Source organism: Arenimonas aestuarii, from assembly GCF_054781715.1.
This window is the reverse complement of record NZ_BAAGTW010000004.1, coordinates 113,599-136,791: the sequence shown is the minus strand read 5'-3', so window position 1 is coordinate 136,791 and position 23,193 is coordinate 113,599. Positions and strand designations below refer to the sequence as shown.

Sequence of the window (23,193 nt, the reverse complement as noted above, 5' to 3'; positions counted from 1 at the left end):
GTTACGGCCGCGGCAAGGCCGCCGCGGCGGCCCGTGCCGGCCTAGACCAGCTTGAGTTCAAAGGCCTTGAGCACCGCGCGGGTACGGTCGCGCACGCCCAGTTTGGACAGGATGTTCGAGACGTGGTTTTTCACGGTGCCTTCGGCCACGCCCAGCGAATTGGCGATTTCCTTGTTGGAAAAGCCGCCGGCCATCAGCCGGAGGATTTCGGTCTCCCGATCGGTCAGCGGGTCGGGCTGGTCGAGGCTGACGAATTCATTCTGCAGGCCTTCGAGGCCCGACAACAGGCGCTGGGTGACCGCCGGCTGAACCAGCGAGCCGCCATCCGCCACCGTCTGGATGGCCGACACCAGCTGGTCGAGCGACACGTCCTTGAGCAGATAGCCGCGGGCGCCGGCGCGGATGCCGGCCAGCACCAGCTGGTCGTCGTCGAAGGTCGTCAGGATGATCGTCGGCGGCAGTTCGCCCTTGGCACCCAGGGCCTGCAGGGCCTCGAGCCCCGACATCACCGGCATGCGCATGTCCATGAGCACGACGTCGGGCTTTATCTGGGGAATCAGCTCGACCGCCTGGCGGCCGTCGCCGGCCTCGGCGATGACTTCGATGTCGTCGGCGAGCTCAAGCAGGGACTTCACGCCCTGGCGCACCAGGGTCTGGTCGTCGACTAGGCACACGCGGATCATGCGGGTTTCTCCAGGGGAAGTCGTATGTCGAGCGCGAAGCCCTTGCCGCGCCCGGTGATGATATCCAACTGGCCGCCACAGCTGGCCAGGCGCTCGCGCATGCCCTGCAGGCCGTTGCCCGGGGCCAGGGTCTCGGCGCCGGCCCCGTCGTCCCGGGCCCGGATGCGCAGCTCTTTGGCGTCGCGGCTCAGGCTGAGCCAGAGCGTGGAGGCGCCGGCGTGGCGAACGGCGTTGGTGATGATCTCCTGGGCGCAGCGCAGCATCACGTGCGCGTATTCAGGATCCTCGACCAGCAGCGGGTCGGGCATGTCCAGCCGGATATCCAGCGCCGGCACGCCTTCGGCCAGGGTGCGCACGGCGCCACTGAGGTCGACGGCGCCGTCGTGGCGCATCTCGCTCACCGCCTCGCGCACGTCGGTCAGCAGCAGCTTGGCCAGGGTGTGGCTCTGGCGCACGTGCTCCTGGGCCTTGCCCTCGGTCAGGTGGCCGGCGACCTCCAGGTTCAGGCTCAGGGCCGTCAGGTGGTGCCCCAGCAGGTCGTGCAGTTCACGGGAGATGCGCACGCGTTCGCTCATCCGCGAGCTCTCGGCCAGCAGGGCCCGGGTCGCGCGCAGCTCGGCGTTCAGCCGGCGCTGCTCCTCCCGGGCCTGCGCCTGCTGCATGGCGATCAGGCCGATCACCATGGCGAAGCTGGAGTAACCGATATAAGTAAGCGCCTGCATCACTGCCAGCCCGGGCGTATAGCCCTCCATGCGGCTGAACACGGGGATCAGCGCCGCGTGCTGGAGCATCAGCCAGACCACGCCCACCTTGATGTTCACCAGCCAGGGAATGACCCCGGCGATGATCATCATCAGGATCGCGCCCATGCCGGTGCCGGTTTCGGCGCTGACCAGGATCGCCGAGAGCGTCAGCGCCGCCAGCAGCAGCAGGTCGCCCAGGCGCTGCTGGCGGAACCCCAGGGAATGGGTGACTCTCCAGTAGATAAGGCCGAAGGCGAGGTAGGCCGAGACCGCCACCGCGGCCCGGGGGGCCGGCCCATAGGCGCTGTCGCCGTCGTCGGCGCCCAGGTACCAGGTGAACACCACCAGCGGGATGCCCAGCACGAACCAGGTGAACAGGCCGGCGTAGCGAAGAAGCTGGGTATGGGTGAGTCGGTTCAGCATCGCCGCATCTTACGGCGGTATCGGCCCCGTGCACGCCCCCGGAAGTCATGTCGCCGGCGGCGCCCCGCCGGCGGGGCACCCGTGCGATAATCCCGTCCCGATCGTCCGCCCCCCTGGCGGCCCCAACGCCATCGGAGTTCGTAGTCCAATGCCGATCACCATCCGCGACGTGCGCGAGCACGAGCTGGATTCCGTCGTAGCCGTGAACAACGCCGCCGGCCCGTCCATCCTGCCGATGGACCTGGCCAAGGCTCGCTTCTTCTGGGAACACGCCGAATATTTCCGCGTCGTCGAGCAGGACGGCCTGGTGTCGGGCTTCCTGGTCGCCCTGGGCCCGGATGCGCCGTACGACAGTCCCAACTTCCTTTGGTTCCGGGAGCGCAACCCGGACTTCCTGTACATCGACCGGATCGTCATCGCCCGCCCCCGCCGCGGCGGCGGCCGCGGCCGCGCCTTTTATGCCGACGTGCAGAGTTTTGCCGAAGTGCGCCGGCCGCTGCTGGCCTGCGAGGTCTTCCTGCAGTCGGGCAACGACCCGGCGCTGCTCTTCCACGGCCATTTCGGCTTCCGCGAGGTCGGCCAGAACGTCATGCCCGGCCAGGGCATCCGCGCCTCGATGCTGCTCAAGGAAATGTGCAGCTATCCCTTCGTCGCCGAAACCTACGGCGGGCGCCTGCCCGACCTGGACTGGCTGCGCGCCCGCCCCCTGCCCGGCCGCCGGCCGGTCCTGGCGACGGGAACCTGAGATGGCGGCCAGTCCCGATTACGAACAGGCCGGTGAACTGAAGTTCGGCCAGGTGGGCATCGCGAACCTGCGCGTGCGCACCCTCGACCCGCAGCGCCTGGCCGAAGAAATGGCCGACCGGGTCCGCCGCGCGCCCAAGCTTTTCGCACGCGCCGCCGTGGTGGTCGACTTCGGTGGACTCAGCCAGTGCCCCGATGCCGGCCAGACCCGCGCCCTGCTCGACGCCCTGCGCGGCGCCGGCGTGCTGCCGGTGGCCCTGGCCTACGGCACCAGCGCCGTGGAGGCGCTGAGCCAGGACGTGGGCCTGCCCCTGCTGGCCAAGTTCCGCGCCGCCTACGAGCGCGACGGCGAACTGCCGGCGGCGCCTTCGCCGGCCCCGGCACCGGCCGCCCCTGCCCCGGAGGCCGCGGCGACGCCGGCCGCCGCACAGGCCCCGGCGGCCCGGGCCGAACCTGGCCTGGTGCACCTGCACCCGGTGCGTTCAGGCCAGCAGGTTTATGCCCAGGACCGCGACCTCACCCTGTGCGCCACGGTCGGTGCCGGCGCCGAGGTGATCGCCGATGGCTCGATCCACGTTTATGGCGCACTGCGCGGGCGCGCCCTCGCGGGCGCCTCGGGCGTGACCTCCGCGCGCATCTTCTGCCGTGAATTCCATGCCGAACTGGTGGCCATCGCCGGCCACTACAAGGTGCTCGAGGAAATACCCAAGGAACTGCTCGGCAAGCCCGTGCAGATATGGCTCGAGCATGACAAGCTTCGGATCGAGCAGCTCGGCTGACCCCCCAACAACAGACGCCCCCAGGGCGCAAACGCGTTACGGAGAACATTAGTGGCTGAAATCATCGTGGTGACCTCGGGCAAGGGCGGCGTCGGCAAGACGACCTCCAGCGCCAGCCTGGCCTGTGGCCTGGCCCGGGCCGGCAAGAAGACCGCCGTCATCGACTTCGACGTCGGTCTGCGCAACCTCGACCTGATCATGGGCTGCGAGCGGCGCGTGGTTTACGACTTCGTCAACGTGGTCAACGGCGAGGCCAGCCTCCGCCAGGCCCTGATCAAGGACAAGCGCTTCGAGAACCTGTTCGTGCTGGCTGCCTCGCAGACCCGCGACAAGGACGCGCTGACCAAGGAAGGCGTCGAAAAGGTCCTCAAGGACCTGGGCGACGAGGGCTTCGACTTCATCGTCTGCGACAGCCCGGCCGGCATCGAGAAGGGCGCGTTCCTGGCCATGTACTTCGCCGACCGCGCGGTGGTGGTGGTCAATCCGGAAGTGAGTTCCGTGCGCGACTCCGACCGCATCCTGGGCCTGCTTTCGAGCAAGACCAAGAAGGCCGAGGACGGTGGCCGCGTGCAGGAGCACCTGCTGCTCACCCGCTACAGCCCGCGCCGCGTCGAGGCCGGCGACATGCTTTCGATCAAGGACGTGCAGGAAATCCTGGGTCTGGAAGTGGTCGGCGTCATCCCCGAGTCGCCCGAGGTGCTGCAAAGCTCCAACGCCGGCGTGCCGGTGATCCTGGACGAGGCCTCCCCGGCCGGCCAGGCCTACACCGACGCCGTCGCCCGCATCCTGGGCGAAGAGCGCCCGATGCGATTCACCACCGTCGAGAAGAAGGGCTTCTTCTCCAAGATGTTCGGAGCTTGAGCCATGGGCCTTTTTGACTTCCTCACCCAGCGCAACAAGAACACCGCCAGCACGGCCAAGAACAGGCTGCAGATCCTGATCCAGCAGGAACGCAGCCTGCGCAATGCCCCTGACTACCTGCCGGTGCTGCAGCGTGAATTGCTCGAAGTGATCCGCAAGTACATCAACGTCGACGCCGACGCGGTGAAGGTGGACCTGCACAAGGACGGCGACAGCGAGCTGCTGGACATCTCCGTGGCCCTGCCGGAAAAACCGGCCGCCGCGAACGGCTGACCTTGCCATGACGGGCGAGTCCATGACGGCACCGGCACCCGCCGGTGCCGTTGTCGCTTCCGGGGGCGACGTGCTGCGGCTGGACGTGCTGCGGCTGGACGACATCGGCCTGCAGGCCCCCGCCCGCCTGCTGGGGGAATTCGGACTGGTGCTTGCGCCGGTGCCGGACGGCGAGCCCATCCCCGGCAGTTACTGGGGCGAATGCGAGGCCGGCCTGATCGGCACCACTGTCTATGCCCGCGGCGATACCCCCGTGCATTCCCTGCTGCACGAAGCCTGCCACCTGATCGTGATGCCGCCCGGGCGGCGCGCCCTGGTCCACACCGACGCCACCGATTCGGTCGCCGAGGAAGACGCCACCTGCTGCCTGCAGATCCTGCTGGCCGACCGCCTGCCCGGCGTCGGCCGCGACCGCCTGATGGCCGACATGGACGCCTGGGGTTACACCTTCCGCCTGGGTTCGGCCCGGGCCTGGTTCGAGAACGACGCCGAGGACGCCCGGGCCTTCCTCGCCGCCCGCGACCTCCTGTAGGTCCGACCGGGGGCGCTGCTGCGCGTTCCCGGCCGCTTGCGAAGGACTTTCGGGGGGGCTAGCCTGATCGGTGAACACCCCATCTGCTTCCTGGAGCCACCCCCGTGAAATCCCACCGCGCCCTGCTGGCGCTTGCCGTTTCCGCCGGCCTGCTCGCCCTTGCCGCCTGCAGCAAGTCCGATGACAAGTCCGCCGACACCGCCGCCGCGCCGGCCGACGCCGCCCAGTCCGAGTCGCCCGACGCTTTCGTCGGCCGCGTCAACACCACGATCGAAGACATGACGCCCGAGCTCACCTCGGCGGCGTGGCTTGGCGCCACCTTCATCAACCCCGACAGCCAGCGGGTCGAGTCGGCCGCCAACGAGCGCTGGCTGACCAAGAACAATGAATTCATCGCCCAGGCCAAGGCCTACGACACCGAAGGTCTGGACGGCGCCACCGCGCGCGCCCTGCACCTGCTCAAGACCAGCTCGTCCATGCCGGCGCCGCGCGACCCGACCAAGCTCAGGGAACTGACCGAAATCGCCAGCCGCATGGGCGCGACCTACGGGTCGGGCAAATGGTGCGTCGGCGAAGACTGCAAGGACATCGGCCAGGTCAGCGAAATCCTCGCCGACACCGACGGCAGCAGCTACGACCAGATGCGCGCCGCCTGGGAAGGCTGGCACTCGATCGCCGTGCCGATGCGCAAGGACTACCAGCGCTTCGTCGAGCTGACCAACGAAGGCGCCGTCGAGATGGGCTTCGAGAACACCGGTGACGTCTGGCGCGCCGGCTACGACATGCCTGCCGCCGACTTCCAGGCCGAGGCCGACCGCCTCTGGGGCCAGGTGCAGCCGCTGTACGAGCAGCTGCAGTGTTACGCCCGCGGCAAGCTCGAGGAAAAGTACGGCGAAAAGGGTTCGATCAACGGCATGATCCCGGCCCACCTCACCGGCAACCTGTGGCAGCAGGACTGGAGCAACCTCTGGCCCCTGCTGCAGCCCTATGACGGCGTCGGCAGCCTGGACATCAACGGTGCGCTCGAACAGCAGCGCCAGGACATCCTGTCCGGCCTCGTGGCCAAGGCCGGCGGCATGCGCAACCTGACCGCCTCCCAGCAGGTGGAGATCGAGCGCCAGGCCGACCTGGAAATCGCCACCCGCATGACCCGCCTGGCCGAGGGTTTCTACACCGGCCTGGGCATGCCGGCGCTGCCGGAATCGTTCTATGAACATTCGATGCTCATCCAGCCGCGTGACCGCGACGTGGTCTGCCACGCCAGCGCGTGGCCGATGAACACCGAAGGCACCGACGTGCGCATCAAGATGTGCATCAAGCCCACCGAGGAAGAGCTGACCACGATCTACCACGAGCTCGGCCACATCTACTATTACCTGGCCTACAAGGACCAGGCGCCGATCTTCCAGGGCGGCGCGCACGACGGCTTCCACGAGGCCATCGGCGACACCATCGTGCTGTCGATGACCCCGGAGTACATGGCCTCGATCGGCCTGGTCGACAAGCCGTCGGTCAGCGAAGAGGCGGTGATCAACAACCAGATGCGCATGGCCCTGTCCAAGGTCGCCTTCATGCCCTTCGGCCTGTTGATCGACCGCTGGCGCTGGGGAGTGTTCGACGGTTCGATCGCGCCGGACAACTACAACCAGGCGTGGTGGGAGCTCAAGGCCAAGTACCAGGGCGTCGCCCCGGCCGGCGACCCGCGCGGCGAAGACTTCTTCGATCCGGGCGCCAAGTACCACGTGCCCGGCAATACGCCGTACACGCGCTACTTCCTCTCGCACGTGCTGCAGTTCCAGTTCTACAAGTCGCTGTGCGATGCGTCGGGCCACGAAGGCCCGCTGTACACCTGCAACTTCGCCGACAACCCGGAAGCGGGCCAGCGTTACTGGGCGATGATGCAGCGCGGTTCCAGCCAGCCGTGGCAGCAGACGCTGAAGGAACTCACCGGCGGCGAGCAGATGGACGCGTCGGCGGTGCTGGAATACTTCCAGCCCCTGCAGACCTGGCTGACCGAACGCAACCAGGGCAAGACCTGCGGCTGGGAGCCGGCCTCGGAAGGCTGAGCCAGCGAAGGAAGCAACCCCCGGCGGCCGGCGAAGAAATTCGCCGGCCGTTTTTCTTGCCGGCCCGTGGGCTTACATCCTGTCGGTCGGTTCGTGGCGGGCGATGGCCGGATCGGGGTTCGGGCAACGGGCGCTGTGCGCCAGGTACCAGCGCCACAGGCCGAAGGCCGCCAGCGTGAACATCGCCGCCGTGATCGCCAGGGCCAGGCCGCTGTGGCTGACCATCGGGGACAAAACGCCGGCGATCAGCGCATTCGAGAGCAGGCCGATGAAAGCCTGCATGGACGAGGCGCCGCCGCGCTGGCGCGGGTACATGTCCAGCAACCCCAGCGTCACGATCGGGAATACCAGGGCGATGCCGAACGCCCCCATGGCCGTCGGCAGGATGGCCCAGGGCAGGCTGGGCGAATCGGTGAGCGCGTTGTAGCCGATGTTGTAGGCGGCGGCGATGCCGCAGAAGAAAAAGCCCCAGCCCACCAGCCGCCGTCCGGTCATGCGGCCCGCGGCCCGGCCACTGCACCAGGCGCCCAGCATCATTCCGCCGATGGTGGGCGCGAAGAACCAGACGAAGTCCTGCTCACCCAGGCCCAGCAGGTCCATGACGAAGGCCGGGGCCGACGCGATGTACAGGAACAGCGCACCAAAATTGAAGATGCCGGCCAGCGCCAGCAGCCGGAACGAGCGATTGCCCAGCATCGCGCCGTAGTCCCGGGCCAGCGACACCGGGTGAAGCGGCGTGCGGTCCTGCGGCGGGTGCGTTTCCGGCAACCCCCAGACCGTGGCCACGAGCAGCAGCGCGCCGAAGGCGGCCAGGAACCAGAAGATGCCGTGCCAGTCGGTGAGGCCCAGGATCCAGCCGCCGATCACCGGGGCGATGGCCGGGGCGATGCCGAAGATCATCGAGATGTGGCTCATCAGCCGCTGGGCGTCGTCGCCCTGCAGGCAGTCCCGAATGACCGCGCGTCCCACGATCATGCCGACACCCGCCGACAGGCCCTGGACGAAGCGATATGCCAGCATGGTGGGCATGTCGTCCGCCAGCGCAGCGCCCACCGAGGCGAGGGTGAAAACGAAGATGCCGGCCAGCATCACCTTCTTGCGCCCCACGGCATCGGAAACGGGCCCGTGGAACAGCGACATCGCCGCGTAACCGATCAGGTAGACGCTGATCGTCTGCTGCATCGCCACCTTGCCCACGCCCAGGTCCTCGGCCATCACCAGGAAAGCCGGGAACACGGTGTCGATGGAGAACGGGCCAAACATGGCCAGCCCGCCAAGGATCAGGGCCAGCCGGGCGCGGGAAACGGTGGAAGCGGTCATCAGGAAACCGGCCAGGGGATACGGGAAGCATAACAACTCCGCCATCGCGCCCTGCAGCCACCCAGGTGCCCCGTGCTACCCTGCGGCGTGTCCCGATCCTGCGGTTTTGGCATGCGTCCAGGCTGGTTTTCATGGCGATCCATCCTGGCGCTGGCGCTGGTCTCGCTGGCCACGGCGGGCCTCGCCCAGGAACCTGCCCCCCGCCCGCCGCCCGGGACGTCCCCGCCGCCGCATCACCGGCCGCCGCCGCCGCATCACCCGCCGCCGCCACCGCGCGAAGGACGGCCGCCGCCGCATCGCCCGCCGCCGCCTCCGCCGCCTCCGCCGCAGCTGCAGCCGCCGCCCGCCACCGCGCAATTGCAGGACATCCAGGCGGCCCCCGCGCTGGCCGAACCGGAAGCCGCTCCCGTGCCGCCGATGACTCCCGAACCGGCCAGGGCCGAACCGGACGTCGCGCCTGCCGCCGGCGATGACGCCCTTGCCGTGGCGCAAGGCTCCGCCGGCAGCGCGGACCCGCCCCCGGCGGAAGGTTCGCGGTGGCTGCTCTTCCTGCTGCCGGCGCTTGCGCTGATCGCCTGGGCCTGGTGGCGCAGCCATCGCCGGGCCGAGACGCTTGAGGCCCGCGCCGAACGCCTGGACCGGCACCAGCGCCACCTGCGCACGGCCCACCAGGCGCTGCAGGTGCAGGCCGAACACCTGCGCCAGGCCGTCGTCACCGACAGCCTGACCGGGTGCCTGACCCGATCGGCCTTCGCCAACCAGCTACAGGGTGAACTGGACCACGCCAGCCACTACGGCACGCCCTTTGCCCTGATCGTCTTCGACCTGGACCATTTCAAGCAGATCAACGACAAACACGGCCACCTCAACGGCGACGCCGCGCTGAAGTTCGTCGCCGGCGTGGTCCGGGAGCAACTGCGCAGCGAGGACCTGTTCGGCCGCTTCGGCGGCGACGAATTCCTGATCGGCAGTTCGGGCCTGGACCGCGAGGGCGCCTTCGCCCTGGCCGAGAACATCCGCAAGGCCGTGCGCGAACGCGCGGCGCGCCAGGACCCGGCCCTGTCCGCGCTCAGCCTCAGCCTGGGCATCGCCCACGCCGACGCGGAACGCGGCTTCGACCGCAACCGGCTGTTCGCCCGCGCGGACGCGGCGCTCTACGAAGCCAAGCGGCGCGGCCGCAACACCACGGAGCTGGAAGCCGAGGGAATGCCCTCGTCACCGCGGCACGTACACCCCTTCCGCAGCCTCACGCCGCAGGACTAGCCGAGGCCCAGCATGGGGCCGAGCAGCAGGTAAAGCCCGAACAGGATGATGCCGACGAATACGAGCCTAAGCACGAAGCCCGTGATCTTTATCGCCAGCACCACGCCCAACACCACCAGCAGGATTCCGAACCAGCTCATGCACTTGCTCCTTGCGACCGGGGAAGCCACCGGGGCCCGCGGCGACCGGTAGAATGGGGCCATCGTTAGCAATCCCCGCCTGAGTACAGCATGACCGAGCCCGCCCGCCCCACCTTCCATGGCTTCGAACAGATCCCGCTGCGCGAGTACGCCGAACGCGCCTACCTGGATTATTCGATGTACGTGGTGCTGGACCGCGCCCTGCCCTTCCTGGGCGACGGCCTCAAGCCGGTGCAGCGCCGCATCATCTACGCGATGAGCGAACTGGGCCTGGGCGCGACCGCCAAACCCAAGAAGAGCGCGCGCACCGTCGGCGACGTCATCGGCAAGTTCCACCCCCACGGCGACAGCGCCTGTTACGAAGCGCTGGTGCTGATGGCCCAGCCGTTTTCGTACCGCTACCCGCTGATCGAAGGCCAGGGCAACTTCGGCTCCACCGACGACCCCAAGTCCTTCGCGGCCATGCGCTACACCGAGTCCAAGCTCACGCCGATCGCCGAAGTGCTGCTGGGCGAGCTGGGCCAGGGCACGGCCGACTGGGTGCCCAATTTCGACGGCACCCTGCAGGAGCCCAGCTGGCTGCCGGCGCGCCTGCCGCACCTGCTGCTCAACGGCACCACCGGCATCGCCGTGGGCATGGCCACCGACATCCCGCCGCACAACCTCAATGAAGTGGTCAGCGCGGCGGTGCGCCTGCTCGATGATCCCGACGCCAGCGTGCGCGACCTGTGCGAGCACGTGCGCGGCCCCGACTACCCCACCGGCGCCGAAATCATCACCCCGGCCGCCGACCTGCGCGCCATCTACGAAACCGGCCACGGCAGCGTGCGCGCCCGCGCGAAGTGGCTGCGCGAAGGCAGCAACCTGGTCATCACCCACCTGCCCTTCCAGGTTTCGCCGTCGAAGATCATGGAACAGGTGGCGATGCAGATGCGCGCCAAGAAGCTGCCCTGGCTCGAGGACCTGCGCGACGAGTCCGACCACGAGAACCCGGTGCGCCTGGTGCTGGTGCCACGCAGCAACCGCGTCGACTTCGAAGGCCTGATGGGCCACCTGTTCGCCACCACGGACCTCGAGAAGAGCTTCCGGGTGAACTTCAACATCATCGGCCTCGACGGCCGGCCGCAGGTGAAGAACCTGCGTGACTTCCTGGCCGAGTGGCTGCTGTTCCGCACCGACACCGTGGCGCGCCGCCTGAAGCACCGCCTGGACAAGGTCGAACGCCGCCTGCACCTGCTCGAGGGCCTGCTGGTCGCGTTCCTCAACCTTGACGAAGTGATCCGCATCATCCGCAGCGAGGACGAGCCAAAGCCGGTGCTGATGGCGCGTTTCGGGCTCAGCGAAGACCAGGCCGACTACATCCTCGACACCAAGCTCAAGCAGCTGGCCCGCCTGGAAGAAATGAAGATCCGCGGCGAGCAGGACGAACTGGCCAAGGAGCGCGAAAAGATCACCGCCATCCTGGGCAGCAAGGCCAAGCTCAAGAAGCAGGTCAAGGACGAATTGCTGGCCGATGCGAAGAAGTTCGGCGACGAGCGCCGCTCGCCGCTGGTCGAGCGCGAGGCCGCGCAGGCCATCAGCGAAACCGACCTGGTGCCCAGCGAGCCGGTCACGATCGTGCTGTCCAAAAAGGGCTGGATCCGCGCCGCCAAGGGCCACGACGTCGACGCCGCCAGCCTGAGCTACCGCGAAGGCGACGGGCTGCTGCAGGCCGCGCGCGGGCGCAGCAACCAGCAGGTGGCCTTCCTCGATTCCACCGGCCGCAGCTATTCCACCCTGGCCCATTCCCTGCCCAGCGCCCGTGGCAATGGCGAGCCGCTGAGCGGGCGGTTCAGCCCACCGGCGGGCGCCGGCTTCGTGGCCCTGGCCGCGGGCGAAAACGACGCCCGCTACGTGCTGGCGTCATCGCACGGCTACGGCTTCGTCACCCGCTTCGAGAACTTCACCGGACGCAACAAGGCCGGCAAGGCGCTGCTCAACCCCGGCGACGGCGAGGTGCTGGCGCCCGCCCTTGTGTCCGACATCAAGACCGACTGGGTGGTGTCGATCACCAGTGCCGGGCACCTGCTGGCCTTCCCGCTGGCCGAGCTGCCGGAACTGGACAAGGGCAAGGGCAACAAGCTGGTGCAGATCCCGCCGGCCAAGCTCAAGTCCGGCCAGGAGAAGGTGGTCGCCATCGCCAGCGTGCGCCAGGGCGGCGAGCTCACGGTCTACAGCGGCAAGCAGAAGCTGGTGCTGAGCTGGCGCGACCTGCAGGCCTACGAAGGCAGCCGCGCCAGCCGCGGCAACCTGCTGCCGCGTGGCTTCACCAAGGTCGACCGGGTGGAAACAGGCGCGTGAGCGCGCCGCCCCCCTGCCCGGCCTGCGCCTCGGAATACGCCTACCGGGACGGCCTGATGCTGGTCTGCCCGGAATGCGGCCACGAATGGGCCCCCGGCGAAACCGCCGAGACCGGCGAGGAAACCAAGGTCGTTCGCGACGCCAACGGAAACGCGCTGGCCGACGGCGACACCGTGATCGTGGTCAAGGACCTCAAGATCAAGGGCTCGTCGTCGGTGGTGAAGATCGGCACCAAGGTGCGCAACATCCGCCTGGTGGACGGCGACCACGACATCGACTGCCGCATCGAGGGCATCGGCCCGATGAAGCTCAAGTCGGGTTTCGTGAAGAAAGATGCCGGCTGAGGCCCCGCTTCGGTCCAGGCCCAACCCCTTCCTGCTGGCGGGCGCCATGTCCAGCGCGCTTGCCGCGGTCGCCCACCTCGGCTGCATCGTATTCGGCGCGCCCTGGTACCGGTTCCTGGGGGCCGGCGAGCAAATGACGCAGATGCACCTGGCAGGCCACTGGTATCCCACGGCCGCCACCTTGGTGATTGCCGGCATGTTGTTCACCTGGTCGGCCTACGCACTTTCCGGCGCGGTTCTCATCCGCAGGCTGCCCTTGCTTCGGTTCGTGCTTTGCATCATCACCGGCATCTACCTGGCGCGGGGCCTCGGTTTCTATTTCCTGCTGCCCTATTTCCCGGGCAACAGTCCGGTTTTCTGGGCGGTCAGTTCGGGCATCTGCCTCATCATCGGCCTGGTCCACCTGGTCGGGCTAAGGCAAACCTGGTCGCGCTACTGACGAGAGGGGACGAACATCGCCGGCATGGTGCTGTTCAAGGAACGGGTGTCGACGCTGCGAATCGCCAGCATCGTGCTGGTGGTGGCCGGGATCGCCGGACGCAAGCTGTCCCCAGCCAGCTGAGTCCGTACCGCGCCCAAACCGGCGCCCGACACTAGCAAGCCGAGAAAAAGTCTCAGGGTTTATGCCCCGAACACGCTCCAGTTCCGTCTTATAGATCGTTCCACAGGCATAAACCCGGATGGCCAGTTACTCCCCAGGACTTGGGCCCAGGCGATCGCCCAGCCAAGCCTCGTTCCCGACGCTTGACGGCCGCCCACGCCTCCGGGAGCATCAGTGCATCGCCTCATTATTGAGGTCTAATTGGCGTTAGGCCCCACAGCAGAATGGCTTCGAAGCAGACGAAGTTTGGTTACTCCCTCATGGTTGCCGCAGCGCTGCTGTGTGCGTTCACTTACTTCGCTAGCTGGCAAGCCGGTTGTTACTTCGACTCCAAGCAAGGTATTGGCGATATGGCCAGCTCAACGCCTTGGTCCATTGCCGGCCTGATAGCCGTTCCTCTTTATTGGATGGCTGCGTCGCTCGGAGCAACTATTTTCGCCGGCCCAACCGTTCCACGCGCAATAGGTTCATTGCTATTCTTCGGAGTGCTGCTTCTGCCATTAGGCGTGCTTCTTCTTTTGGCCGGAGAGACCTCCGGGGTCCAAGCGTGTGGGCCCTAACTAATCATTCAAGCCGACGCCTTCGGCGCGGCTTAACTCAGGCGTTAGGCCGGCATGACACTTCGTATCGTTGCGCGTGGTACTTGGCTCTATGGCGGACTAGTCGAGACCCCCGTGGACATCGTTGCGCTTGATTACGATTGGGGCTACGAGTTCGATCGGGCCGACGGACGGCTCGAGCCGGGTCAGGAGCCGGAGCCATTGGGCGACGAAGGCGTTCTCTACTACGGCAGGTTTAGGGAGGCACTCAATCCCGCCGAGCCAACTTCGCCCGACACACCAGGCTACAGAACGGTTGAGGAAGCAATGCGGCATGCTGAGGGTAAAGTCGTGGGCGGCATCAAGTGGTCGGAACTGCCGGCCTAACTAATCATTCAAGCCGACGTCGCTCCGCGACGCGGCTTAACTCAAGGCGTTAGGCCCCTCATGAGCACCACGACCGAGCCCACTGCCAGGTACACAACAACCATCGGGTCCGACTTGGATCGGGACGGCTTCTTTGCTGAGCTTTGTTCATGCTCCGATGGGGCTCCAACGCTGGTTGCGGAAGCCTTCTGGTCGGACTCAACCGGAGAGTTCACGGTTTGCTTCGGGCAAAGCCCTGTTCCATTCTCCGTGCTGGAGGAGTTCGTGGCGGAGGCTCGGCTACGTGTCCCACCGACTGCTCACTCGCGAGAGTCAAACGTATTCGTCAATGGGCTCCCGAGCAACGGGGCCTAACTAATCATTCAAGCCGACGCCTTCGGCGCGGCTTACCTCAAGGCGTTAGCCCTCCGAGACACATCATGCGCAACTTTGTAGCAGCCGCTGCACTTCTCCCGGTTCTCGCGGTGGCTTCGCCGCCGCCACCCGATAGCATCGGCGACCTTTTTGCTGGGACTTGCATGAAGCACTTCCATTCGCAGGACCACCTGCGGGCATTTATGGGTGAAGTTGGTGCCCCGGAGGCTCCGCCTGAGAAGGCAGAGTTCTTTCTTGGCGGCAAACCTGGCAAGGCTTGGTTCGTGATCGCTCGATCCACGGCATATGTGGTCGCGCTCCGGGATGACACTGTTTGTACCGTGTTCGCGCAGCGCGCCGACCCCGATGACGTCCGGACTGCGTTCTCGGCCTTGGTAGGCACGACACCGGAACCACTCGTGGCGACTGCACAGGACGCAGCTGAGTTGGGACCCAACGACGCCCATACCCGAACCATGGCGTACTCTTGGTCACGGCCGGAGGACAAAGACGAGCTGCTATTTGTCCTTACCACTTCCGACAGTAGCGAAGCGACTGCCCAAGCCATGATTTCGATGTCACTGGTCGGCAAGGCTAACTAATCTTTCAAGCCGACGCCTTCGGCGCGGCTTAACTCAAGGCGTTAGGCCCCTCGGAGCAACATGCGAAAGGTTTTTGACTTCCTGAAAGAACTCGTATCCGCGCCAACAGACGCGGCAGTTATCGCTCGCCGCCAGGATTCTGGATCGCCGCCGCCAAACCCCGGCAAGACCGCAAGTCCTGTAAGAGGTGTCTTGCTCGCATACCTGCACGAGCGGCGCGATTTGATCGAGAACTCAACTCGGCCACCATCAAAGGCATCGGATGAGTTCAGGAGCTTGCTACTGGCCGAGAGGTCGCTATTGGATGAGCTGGAGATGCAGGGCAACGAGAAGTTGCTTGCACTCTACGTCACCCATTCGAAATGGAAATCGGTGCACACGGTTAGACAGACAATAACGGAGATGCCGTCGAGTGACGATGAGCTCGACCAACAAATGATCCTAAGTTATGAATCGCGCATTTCTCTTCTGAAGAGAGAGATAGGCACCATTGAGTTAGGCGATCGAGCAGTCAGATCGTCAGGGGCCTAACTCATCATTCAAGCCGACGCCTTCGGCGCGGCTTAACTTAGGCGTTAGACCTCAATGGCGGCTCCTCGCAAGGTTGTTCTCCACTCAGTCGGCGGCTCCCGGTCTAAGCTTGCGGCTCTCGTCCGCGCCTGGATCGCGGACGGTGTTGGTTACGTCGGCGTAGTGGGCAAGGACGCGGCGGCGATCGAAGACGACATTGATTCGATTTGTATCGGCGATGGCTCAGACCCCTACTACATGCTCACCGCAGCACATGGCAGCGACGAGGCCCTGGAAGATGCAATATTCTTGGCTGAGCAGATCTCAACGGTCTCGGGTTCAGTCGCCGTCGTTGAGGTCTAACTAATCATTCAAGCCGACGCCTTCGGCGCGGCTTAACTAAGGTGTTAGACCCAGAAGGAGGCACCGTGAAGAACTGGAAACGCCCTTTGATTGAGTCGTTGATTATCGGTTCTCTGATCGGACTGGCGGTGATCTTTATCGCTAGGCTGCAGATGGAGGCAGTCCTCGAGTGGATCCTGCCAGTGTTCTACATTCCAGCCCACGTATCCACGCTTCTTTCCGGCGACTCCTATGAGCTTTCGAATTGGCTCTATCACATCATTCTCATCCTGCAGTTTTGCTTGGCAGCTTTCGTCGTCGGGTGGCTTGTAGGTCGCTATCGCACTCCGCCCACAGCGGCCTAACCAATCATTCAAGCCGACGCCTTCGGCGCGGCTTAACTCAAGGTGTTTGGCCGCACCCAATGCAACTTCTTGCGAAGAACATGCTGCTGGGCCTGGTCTTTCTCTGCGTTCCGCTAGGAGCGGAGGCAGTGGCGGCGCTTTACGCTGAATCACCCGGTGCGGGTATTCACTTGCTGCTGTACTGGCCCTTCCACTTCGCCCTGATCGGCTTGGCGGTATGTGCATTCCTGGCGCTCAATGTCCAGGGTCTGCGGCCGCGGGAGGCCGGAACACTCTTTGGAGTATTTGCGGGAATCGTCGCTAGCGCGGTCTGGCTAGGGGCTGCAGTGCTGGTCGTATTCCAGGTTCACTTGTGGCGCGGCGGTCAAATGTAGTTTCATCGCGCCAAATCAATCATTCAAGCCGGCGCCTCCGGCGCGGCTTAACTCAGGCGTTAGGCCCTGGAGACGTATGTCCGGATCATTCAGTCTCAGTTGGTGGCGCTTTGCGGGCACCGCGCTTCTGATAGTTGCAATGGCAGCCGTCTCGGTGCTCCTAAGCGCCTGGGATGGAAAGCTCAATGCCATGGCCGCGAGCGTCCCTCTTATGTGCGCCTCGCTCCTCATTTTTTTCACCTACCGCTGGTCACGAATGCGAAGTGATTTCGCTGCTGGCAGGTTCACTGAAAACGATTTTCGAAGGAATCCGGTAGGCATCGTTGTGGGTCGGCGTCGCGTCGCAGTCCTGTGGCTCTTCTTCACGATGGTGCTGGTGTTCCTGCCCGTCATGTGGTGGCTGTACCACAACTGGCCGACGGCCTAACCAGTCATTCAAGCCGACGCCGTCGGCTCGGCTCAACTCAAGGCGTTAGGCGACAATGGAAAATCAGCCGGTGCTGCAAGAAGACTTGATTCGCGATCTCAGGAGCCAGAGCACCTGGCGCCTGCTCGGACTTGCCTTGATCACCTACGGCGGCCAAAGTCAGCGTGTTGCCGCCTAGCCGTTCATTCGAGCCGACGCACTCGGCGCGGTTTGGCTCAGTCATCAGGCGCGACGGATAGCTCCCAGGCTGAATCCCACTGGCACAAGATCACGACAGGGGTAGACTTTCGGCACAGGTCCCTGCCCCGCCCATGGGGGAGAGTTCCGGAGTCAGCCGCCGCTTTCGGGAGATCGACATGAAGACTTTGCTCATAGCGGTACTGTGGTGCCTGCTGTTCGTCCTGGCCTGGCCGCTGGCCCTCCTGGTGCTGGTCCTTTGGCCAGTGCTGTGGCTGCTCAGCCTGCCCTTCCGCGCGCTGGGCATCGCCGTGGATGCCGTCTTCGCGCTGCTCAAGGCGGTGCTGTTCCTGCCGGCGCGCCTGCTGGGCTATCGCTCGGCCGTGCCGGCGGCCTGACCGGGCGGGGTGGCCGCCGTGCCTTGTCGCAGGTTTGACCGGTAAAGCCGACGCCATGAAATTACCGGCCCTTGTCGTATCGGCCTCGCTGCTGATCGCCGGCGCAATCCACCTGGTTCCGGTCCTGGGCGTGCTGGGCGCCAGCAAGTTGGCGATGCTTTATGGCCTGGACTTCTCGGACCCCAGCCTGGCCATACTCATGCGGCACCGGGCGGTGCTGTTTGGCTTGCTGGGCGGCTTCCTGGTCGTGGCCGCGTTCCGTCCGGCGCTTCAGCCGATGGGATTTTTAGCCGGCCTGGCCAGCGTAATCGCCTTCCTGCTGATCGCCGGCTCCAGCGGCCAGTACAATGACGCCATCGCGGGCATCGTTGCCGGCGACGTCGTGGCCCTGCTGGCCCTTGCTGTCGGCCTGGCGACGCTGGCGTTCAATAGGCACCGGAACACCACGCGCGGCCCCTGACCCCTCTGACCACTCCTCCCGGGGACTATCCCAGCATGCTCAACAGTTTCCGTTTGCTCAGCCTCATCGAGGGCCTGTCCCTGATCACCCTGCTCTTCGTCGCGATGCCGGCGCGTTACCAGTTCGGCGTCGATTTCGTCTGGCCGGTCGGCATGGCGCACGGGGTGCTCTGGCTGGCATTCGTGATCATGTCGCTGCTGGTCAGTCATCTGCAGCGTTGGTCGGTTGGCGCCTGGCTCCTGGCCCTGCTGTGTTCGGTGCTGCCGTTCGGCTTCCTGTTGCTCGATGCCAGGATCCGCCGCGAACAGGCAGGCGGGGCGGCGCAGGCCGTTGATGCAAGCTAGCCTTCGCGCCGCCACCGAAGCCGACCTGCCCTTCCTGCTGGCGCTTCGCCAGGAAAGCATGGGCCCGCACCTCGCGACCGCCGGGCTGCATGGGACGGCAGACGACTTCATGGCCCGCGTCATGCATTGTTTTGAATGCGCCCAGATCGTCCAGGTCGGCGGCAAGCCCGTGGGATTGCTTAAGTTGCAGCGTGGGTCCGCCGAGTGGCGCCTGCTGCAACTCCAGCTCTCGGCCGACGTGCGCGGCCAGGGCCTGGGGCGGTCATTGCTCGAAGCAATCCTCGACGAGGCCGCCCGCGCCGGAACACCGGTCACGCTGTCGGTCCTGAAGGCCAACCCGGCAAGGAGGCTTTATGAAAGCCTTGGTTTCGCCGTGGTCAGCGAAGATGCCGACGAATGGCACATGGCCAGGCCGTAACAACAGGACTCAGGCCCCCGTGCCCTCGTCCTCTCCGGCCCGAAGGAACAGGTGCGCGGCGCACAGCCAGACGGCGATGAAAAATCCCGCCAGCACGAAGGTGTAGCCGTAACCGGCGATGGCGATATAGGCCGTCACCAGTCCCTGGGCAATCGCCGTGGCGTACATGGCCCGCGCCATGCCGCGCGCACGAAACCGCCCCAGGGGCGCGGCGATGGCACCGACCAGCAGGATCGCGAAGAACAGCAGGTTCACCGGATTTTTTTCGTTGCCGACGATGCCCACGGCCAGGTTGATCCAGGTCATCAGGAAGCCCCCCAGGATCGCGACGGCGAAACCACCCCGGTAGGCCCAGTGGCCCGAAAGCCGCGTGCCCAGTTCGTAGGCACCGCAAGCGCCACCGAGCAGGATGCCCATGACGATGAAATCGAACAGGTCCCAGTTCACTTCGTCGGTGAACTGCATGGCGATGAGCGGGACACACAGCAGCAGTGCCGCGCCTCCCCAGAGGTAGGGTCGGAAGGCGTTGCCCCGACGGGTGGATGTGCCGGGATGGATATGGGTCATCGTCTGTCTCCGGAAGCCTGGGTCAGGGACGCCATGCTGCTACACCCCGGTGAAGGCAGCACGGCCACTTTGTGAAGCCAGTAAGAAGTCGCGGGCCTGGGCTATGCTTCGGGCCACGAAGGGGGCGACATGGCTCGGGTATTGCTGGTCGAGGACGAAGTGGCGATCGCGCAGACGGTGGAATACGCCCTGCGTGCCGACGGCTTTGAAACCGCCCATGCCCTCAGCGGCCACGAGGCGCTGGGGCTGGCGCGGCTGCAGGTCTTCGACCTGGCCATCCTCGACGTTGGCTTGCCCGACATCGGCGGCTTCGCGCTGTGCCGGGAACTGCGCCGCGACCGCGCGCTGCCGGTGATCTTCCTCACCGCCCGCGACGCCGAAGCCGACCGCGTGCTGGGCCTGGAGATTGGCGCCGACGACTACCTAGGCAAACCGTTCTCCCCGCGCGAACTGGTGGCGCGCGTGCGCGCCGTGCTCCGGCGCAGCGCACCCGTCGAAGCCAGCACCGGCTTCACGCACGATGCCGACGCCAAACGCATCGACTTCCGCGGCAAGCGCCTGGACCTCACCCGCTACGAGTACGGCCTGCTGGCCGCGCTGCTGCGGCGGCCGGGCGCCATCCTCGGCCGCGAACAACTGCTGGAGCGGGTCTGGGACGACCACAGCGAAAGCACCGAGCGCACGGTGGACACCCACATCAAGACCTTGCGCGCCAAGCTGCGCGAGGTGGACGCCACGGCCGACCCCATCCGCACCCATCGCGGCCTGGGCTACTCACTGGATCCCGGCTGAGGCATGCGCATCGGTGCGCGCATCCTGATGGGGTATCTGGCCATCGTGGCGCTGGGTGCGCTGCTGGTCACCCAGGTGTTCGTCGCCCAGGTCAAACCCGGCGTGCGCCAGACCACCGAAGACACCCTGGTGGACGTGGCCAATGTCCTGGCGGAGCTGGCGACCGACGACTTCCTGGCCGGGCGACTGGGCGATGGCGACTTCGCCCGCCGCCTGCAGCGCGCGCAGGGGCGCGAGCCCGCGGCCGCCATCTCGGGTGTTCCCAAGCGAGGCACCGACCTGCGCGTCTATGTCACCGACGCCCGGGGCATCGTGGTCTTCGACAGCCGGGGCGAAGCGCTGGGCCAGGACTATTCGCAGTGGAACGATGTCTACCTCACGCTGCGCGGCCGCTACGGCGCACGGTCTTCGGCGCCCGATCCGAACGACCCCGATGCCACGGTGATGTACGTGGCCGCGCCGATCCGCGACGAAGCGGGCGCCATCGCCGGCGCGCTCACGGTCGCCAAGCCCAACCGCGCATTGGCGCCCTTCATCGAACGCAGCCAGGGCACCGTGCTGGCCTGGGGCATCGGCCTGCTGGGCGTGGCGCTGCTGGTTGGCGCCGCCACGGCGACCTGGATCACGCGCCAGCTTGATGCCCTGCGGCGCTATGCGCAGTCGGTCACCGCCGGCGAGCGCGCGCGCCTGCCGCCGGCGGCGGGCGAGTTCGCCGCGCTTGGCCAGGCCCTGGAAACCATGCGCACCCGGCTCGAAGGCAAGCAGTACGTCGAACGTTACGTGCAGGACCTCACCCACGAATTGAAGAGCCCGCTGGCCGCCATCCGCGCCAGCGCCGAACTGCTTGAGTCGCCGCTGCCCGCGGCCGACCAGGCCCGCTTCGCCCAGGCTGTCGGCGCCCAGGCCGGGCGGCTGACGCAAATGGTGCAACGCCTGCTTTCACTGGCGGCGCTGGAACACCAGCAGGGACTGGAGAACCGGGCGGCCATCCGCGTGCCCGAGCTTCTGGACCAGGTGGCCACGGACGTCGAACCAGGGCTTCGCAGCCGGGGACTTTCGATCCGCCGGCAGGCCGACGCCGGACTGGCGCTGGACGGCGACGGTTTCCTGCTTCGCCAGGCCCTGGACAGCTTGCTCGAAAACGCCGCCAGCTTCGCCCCGGCCGGCAGCACGCTGGAACTGCTGGCACGGCGCGACGGCGACCAGGTCGTGCTGGAGGTCGCCGACCGCGGCCCGGGTCTGCCCGACCACGCCCTGGAACGGGCCTTCGAGCGCTTCTATTCCCTGCCCCGTCCCGACGGCGGCCAGCGCGGCAGCGGCCTGGGTCTTTGTTTCGTCGCCGAAGTCGCCGCGCTGCACAGCGGCAGCGCGCGGCTGGTGAACCGGGAAGGCGGCGGCGCGCTCGCCAGCCTGCGCCTGCCGGCCGCCAGTGGCACGCCGGCAGGCAAGCCGCTACGGTAGCAGGCACCCTGGACGCGCTGGCGAGCCAAAGCCCATGCCGAACTCCGTTCTTAATCGCCTTTTCCCGCTTTCCCTGCTCGTGTTTTCCGGCCTCGTCGCCGCACACGAAACGCCGGCCGCGGCCATGGAATCGGGCGGCCTGGCCGAGGGTCCGCTGTTCGACGAACTGGCTGAAATGGATCGCCGGATCTTCGAGGCATCCTTCGTCACCTGCGACGCGGAAGTGGTCAACGCGATCTTCTCCGACGACGTCGAGTTCTACCACGACAAGGCCGGTTTCTCGGGCGGCGAACAGGTGCGCGAAAACACCCGCAACCTCGCGAAATCGTGCCCGGCGAAACAGGGCATCACCCGCACCGTGGTGCCAGGCAGCCTGCGTATCTATCCGATCGAAGGTTACGGCGCGACCCAGGTCGGCGTGCACCGGTTCGACGAAAAGGGCGCCCCGACCAGTACCCTCGCCCGCTTCGTGCATGTCTGGCAGCGGCAGGAAGATGGCAGTTGGCGCCTGCCGCGCGTCCTGAGCCTCGACCACGTCACCGTGCCCGCCGATGCGCAGCAGATGCCGGCGACGGAAGGAGACACGCCATGAGGATCCTTCGCTACGTCCTGGCTTTCCTCGCCGGCGCCATCGTCGCCGGTTTCGTCGTGGCCGGTCTTGAAGCCCTGGGGCATGCGGTGTATCCGCCGCCGGTCGGCATCGACCCGGGCGATATCGAACAGATCAAGGCCGCCGTCGCGGCGATGCCGGTTGGTGCGCTGCTGTTCGTGCTCTTTGCCTGGGTCGCCGGGGCCTATGCCGGCGGCCTGGTGGCGGCGCGGCTCGCCCCGGGCCGGCGCGGCCTGCTGGCGGCGGTGGTGGGGGCCCTGGTCCTGGCCGCAGTAGTCGCCAACCTGGCGATGATCCCGCATCCGCTGTGGTTCGCGGCGCTGGGCATCCTTGCCGTCCTGGCCAGCACCAGCCTGGCCGTGATGGCCGGGCGGCGCCGGGACCGCGTCGAGACGGAGGGCTGAGCCATTTCTCCCCAGGACATCCTCGCCTTCTGGTTCGAACAGACCCCACCGGAACGCTGGTGGAAGGTTGATGCCGACTTCGACGCACTCATCCGCGACCGGTTCCTGGGCGTGCTGCGGCAGGCCGGTGCCGGCGAGCTGCACGCCTGGCGCGGCAACGCCCGCGGCAGGCTGGCCGAGGTCATCGTGCTCGACCAGTTCCCCCGCAACATCCACCGCGGCACGCCCGGCGCGTTCGCCTGCGATCCGCTGGCGCTGGTGCTGGCCCAGGAAGCCGTGGCGACAGGTGCGCTGGCCGCACTGACGCCCACCGAACGAAGTTTCCTGCTGCTTCCGTACATGCACAGCGAATCGGCGCGCATCCATGAAGTCGCGGAAGCGCTGTACCGCGAACACGCGCCGGCCAGCAACCTGGACTTCGAGCTGCGCCACAAGGCCATCATCGACCGCTTCGGGCGTTATCCGCACCGCAACAAAATCCTTGGCCGCGAATCGACGGCCGAAGAACTGGAATTCCTCACGCAGCCTGGTTCAAGCTTCTGACACCAAG

General features: G+C 66.5%; 31 protein-coding genes. 26 read left to right on the top strand and 5 right to left on the bottom strand.

From position 1 onward, the window contains the following. Positions 1-41: 41 nt before the first annotated feature. A complete protein-coding gene (locus ACYVJH_RS01470; protein ID WP_460452890.1) occupies positions 42-683 on the bottom strand; it encodes a response regulator in 642 nt (213 codons plus the stop codon). Beyond that, on the bottom strand, positions 680-1,849 hold the full coding sequence (locus ACYVJH_RS01465) for a sensor histidine kinase (protein WP_460452889.1): 1,170 nt from the start codon (positions 1,847-1,849) through the stop codon (positions 680-682). The genes ACYVJH_RS01470 and ACYVJH_RS01465 overlap by 4 nt, the downstream gene beginning before the upstream one ends. A gap of 148 nt (positions 1,850-1,997) precedes the next feature. On the opposite strand from ACYVJH_RS01465, the gene ACYVJH_RS01460 reads away from it, so the two are divergent. The 6 genes from ACYVJH_RS01460 (at position 1,998) to ACYVJH_RS01435 (ending at position 7,104) form a co-directional block, all read left to right on the top strand. Beyond that, complete coding sequence (locus ACYVJH_RS01460; protein WP_460452888.1) at positions 1,998-2,594, top strand: GNAT family N-acetyltransferase; 597 nt, start codon at positions 1,998-2,000, stop codon at positions 2,592-2,594. A gap of 1 nt (position 2,595) precedes the next feature. Further along, positions 2,596-3,372 (top strand): septum site-determining protein MinC, encoded by a 777-nt coding sequence (gene minC, locus ACYVJH_RS01455; protein WP_460452887.1) that lies wholly within the window; start codon positions 2,596-2,598, stop codon positions 3,370-3,372. Between the two features lie 51 nt (positions 3,373-3,423). Next, on the top strand, positions 3,424-4,233 hold the full coding sequence (minD, locus tag ACYVJH_RS01450; protein ID WP_339826991.1) for a septum site-determining protein MinD: 810 nt from the start codon (positions 3,424-3,426) through the stop codon (positions 4,231-4,233). Between the two features lie 3 nt (positions 4,234-4,236). Beyond that, the gene (gene minE / locus ACYVJH_RS01445) at positions 4,237-4,506 is read left to right on the top strand and encodes a cell division topological specificity factor MinE (RefSeq protein WP_188662658.1); all 270 of its coding nucleotides are present in this window, start codon (positions 4,237-4,239) and stop codon (positions 4,504-4,506) included. Between the two features lie 85 nt (positions 4,507-4,591). Next, positions 4,592-5,038 (top strand): hypothetical protein, encoded by a 447-nt coding sequence (locus ACYVJH_RS01440; RefSeq protein ID WP_460454247.1) that lies wholly within the window; start codon positions 4,592-4,594, stop codon positions 5,036-5,038. Positions 5,039-5,142: 104 nt separating this feature from the next. After that, entirely contained in the window at positions 5,143-7,104 is a 1,962-nt protein-coding gene (locus ACYVJH_RS01435) for a M2 family metallopeptidase (protein WP_460452886.1), read from the top strand. A gap of 72 nt (positions 7,105-7,176) precedes the next feature. On the opposite strand, the gene ACYVJH_RS01430 is transcribed toward ACYVJH_RS01435, so the two are convergent. After that, positions 7,177-8,424, bottom strand: a complete 1,248-nt coding sequence (locus tag ACYVJH_RS01430) for a multidrug effflux MFS transporter (protein WP_460452885.1) — start codon at positions 8,422-8,424, stop codon at positions 7,177-7,179. Between the two features lie 111 nt (positions 8,425-8,535). On the opposite strand from ACYVJH_RS01430, the gene ACYVJH_RS01425 reads away from it, so the two are divergent. Further along, complete coding sequence (locus ACYVJH_RS01425) at positions 8,536-9,687, top strand: GGDEF domain-containing protein (protein WP_460452884.1); 1,152 nt, start codon at positions 8,536-8,538, stop codon at positions 9,685-9,687. Here ACYVJH_RS01425 and ACYVJH_RS01420 read toward each other — a convergent pair. Beyond that, complete coding sequence (locus ACYVJH_RS01420) at positions 9,684-9,827, bottom strand: hypothetical protein (RefSeq protein ID WP_460452883.1); 144 nt, start codon at positions 9,825-9,827, stop codon at positions 9,684-9,686. The two genes, ACYVJH_RS01425 and ACYVJH_RS01420, sit on opposite strands and share 4 nt — an antisense overlap. A 90-nt stretch (positions 9,828-9,917) precedes the next feature. On the opposite strand from ACYVJH_RS01420, the gene parC reads away from it, so the two are divergent. The 14 genes from parC to ACYVJH_RS01350 all read left to right on the top strand — a co-directional run bounded on the left by parC (position 9,918) and on the right by ACYVJH_RS01350 (position 18,809). Next, the gene (gene parC / locus ACYVJH_RS01415; protein ID WP_460452882.1) at positions 9,918-12,167 is read left to right on the top strand and encodes a DNA topoisomerase IV subunit A; all 2,250 of its coding nucleotides are present in this window, start codon (positions 9,918-9,920) and stop codon (positions 12,165-12,167) included. Next, positions 12,164-12,511, top strand: coding sequence for a zinc ribbon domain-containing protein YjdM (locus tag ACYVJH_RS01410; protein ID WP_460452881.1), 348 nt, complete (start codon positions 12,164-12,166; stop codon positions 12,509-12,511). Before parC ends, ACYVJH_RS01410 begins: the two co-directional genes overlap by 4 nt. 46 nt (positions 12,512-12,557) lie before the next feature. Next, a complete protein-coding gene (locus ACYVJH_RS01405; protein ID WP_460452880.1) occupies positions 12,558-12,950 on the top strand; it encodes a hypothetical protein in 393 nt (130 codons plus the stop codon). Between the two features lie 776 nt (positions 12,951-13,726). Beyond that, positions 13,727-14,038: a hypothetical protein gene (locus ACYVJH_RS01400; RefSeq protein WP_460452879.1), complete on the top strand. Its 312-nt coding sequence runs from the start codon at positions 13,727-13,729 to the stop codon at positions 14,036-14,038. A 149-nt stretch (positions 14,039-14,187) separates the two neighbouring features. Beyond that, entirely contained in the window at positions 14,188-14,994 is an 807-nt protein-coding gene (locus ACYVJH_RS01395; RefSeq protein WP_460452878.1) for an NMCC_0638 family (lipo)protein, read from the top strand. A 60-nt stretch (positions 14,995-15,054) separates the two neighbouring features. Next, entirely contained in the window at positions 15,055-15,525 is a 471-nt protein-coding gene (locus tag ACYVJH_RS01390) for a hypothetical protein (protein WP_460452877.1), read from the top strand. Between the two features lie 54 nt (positions 15,526-15,579). Further along, a complete protein-coding gene (locus ACYVJH_RS01385; RefSeq protein ID WP_460452876.1) occupies positions 15,580-15,867 on the top strand; it encodes a hypothetical protein in 288 nt (95 codons plus the stop codon). 65 nt (positions 15,868-15,932) lie between these two features. Further along, positions 15,933-16,211 carry a hypothetical protein gene (locus tag ACYVJH_RS01380; RefSeq protein ID WP_460452875.1) on the top strand — a complete coding sequence of 93 codons (279 nt, stop codon included), beginning with the start codon at positions 15,933-15,935 and terminating at the stop codon, positions 16,209-16,211. Positions 16,212-16,291: 80 nt separating this feature from the next. Continuing rightward, on the top strand, positions 16,292-16,585 hold the full coding sequence (locus ACYVJH_RS01375; protein WP_460452874.1) for a hypothetical protein: 294 nt from the start codon (positions 16,292-16,294) through the stop codon (positions 16,583-16,585). 76 nt (positions 16,586-16,661) lie between these two features. Beyond that, entirely contained in the window at positions 16,662-17,012 is a 351-nt protein-coding gene (locus tag ACYVJH_RS01370; RefSeq protein WP_460452873.1) for a hypothetical protein, read from the top strand. 356 nt (positions 17,013-17,368) lie between these two features. Continuing rightward, complete coding sequence (locus tag ACYVJH_RS01365) at positions 17,369-17,587, top strand: hypothetical protein (RefSeq protein WP_460452872.1); 219 nt, start codon at positions 17,369-17,371, stop codon at positions 17,585-17,587. Positions 17,588-17,642: 55 nt separating this feature from the next. Then, positions 17,643-18,047: a hypothetical protein gene (locus ACYVJH_RS01360; RefSeq protein WP_460452871.1), complete on the top strand. Its 405-nt coding sequence runs from the start codon at positions 17,643-17,645 to the stop codon at positions 18,045-18,047. Between the two features lie 35 nt (positions 18,048-18,082). Continuing rightward, the gene (locus tag ACYVJH_RS01355) at positions 18,083-18,391 is read left to right on the top strand and encodes a DUF3817 domain-containing protein (RefSeq protein WP_460452870.1); all 309 of its coding nucleotides are present in this window, start codon (positions 18,083-18,085) and stop codon (positions 18,389-18,391) included. Further along, a complete protein-coding gene (locus tag ACYVJH_RS01350) occupies positions 18,381-18,809 on the top strand; it encodes a GNAT family N-acetyltransferase (protein WP_460452869.1) in 429 nt (142 codons plus the stop codon). Before ACYVJH_RS01355 ends, ACYVJH_RS01350 begins: the two co-directional genes overlap by 11 nt. A gap of 9 nt (positions 18,810-18,818) precedes the next feature. On the opposite strand, the gene ACYVJH_RS01345 is transcribed toward ACYVJH_RS01350, so the two are convergent. After that, the gene (locus ACYVJH_RS01345) at positions 18,819-19,376 is read right to left on the bottom strand and encodes a hypothetical protein (RefSeq protein WP_460452868.1); all 558 of its coding nucleotides are present in this window, start codon (positions 19,374-19,376) and stop codon (positions 18,819-18,821) included. Positions 19,377-19,505: 129 nt separating this feature from the next. Between ACYVJH_RS01345 and creB the strand changes: the two genes are divergently transcribed. Genes creB through ACYVJH_RS01320 form a run of 5 tightly spaced genes read left to right on the top strand, consistent with a single transcriptional unit; the run spans position 19,506 to position 23,186 of the window. Continuing rightward, on the top strand, positions 19,506-20,168 hold the full coding sequence (gene creB / locus ACYVJH_RS01340; protein WP_460452867.1) for a two-component system response regulator CreB: 663 nt from the start codon (positions 19,506-19,508) through the stop codon (positions 20,166-20,168). Between the two features lie 3 nt (positions 20,169-20,171). After that, positions 20,172-21,629 (top strand): two-component system sensor histidine kinase CreC, encoded by a 1,458-nt coding sequence (gene creC / locus ACYVJH_RS01335; protein ID WP_460452866.1) that lies wholly within the window; start codon positions 20,172-20,174, stop codon positions 21,627-21,629. 34 nt (positions 21,630-21,663) lie between these two features. After that, positions 21,664-22,221 carry a nuclear transport factor 2 family protein gene (locus ACYVJH_RS01330; RefSeq protein ID WP_460452865.1) on the top strand — a complete coding sequence of 186 codons (558 nt, stop codon included), beginning with the start codon at positions 21,664-21,666 and terminating at the stop codon, positions 22,219-22,221. Further along, positions 22,218-22,643, top strand: a complete 426-nt coding sequence (locus ACYVJH_RS01325; RefSeq protein WP_460452864.1) for a hypothetical protein — start codon at positions 22,218-22,220, stop codon at positions 22,641-22,643. The genes ACYVJH_RS01330 and ACYVJH_RS01325 overlap by 4 nt, the downstream gene beginning before the upstream one ends. 3 nt (positions 22,644-22,646) lie before the next feature. Further along, positions 22,647-23,186, top strand: a complete 540-nt coding sequence (locus tag ACYVJH_RS01320) for a DUF924 family protein (RefSeq protein ID WP_460454246.1) — start codon at positions 22,647-22,649, stop codon at positions 23,184-23,186. Positions 23,187-23,193: the final 7 nt, after the last annotated feature.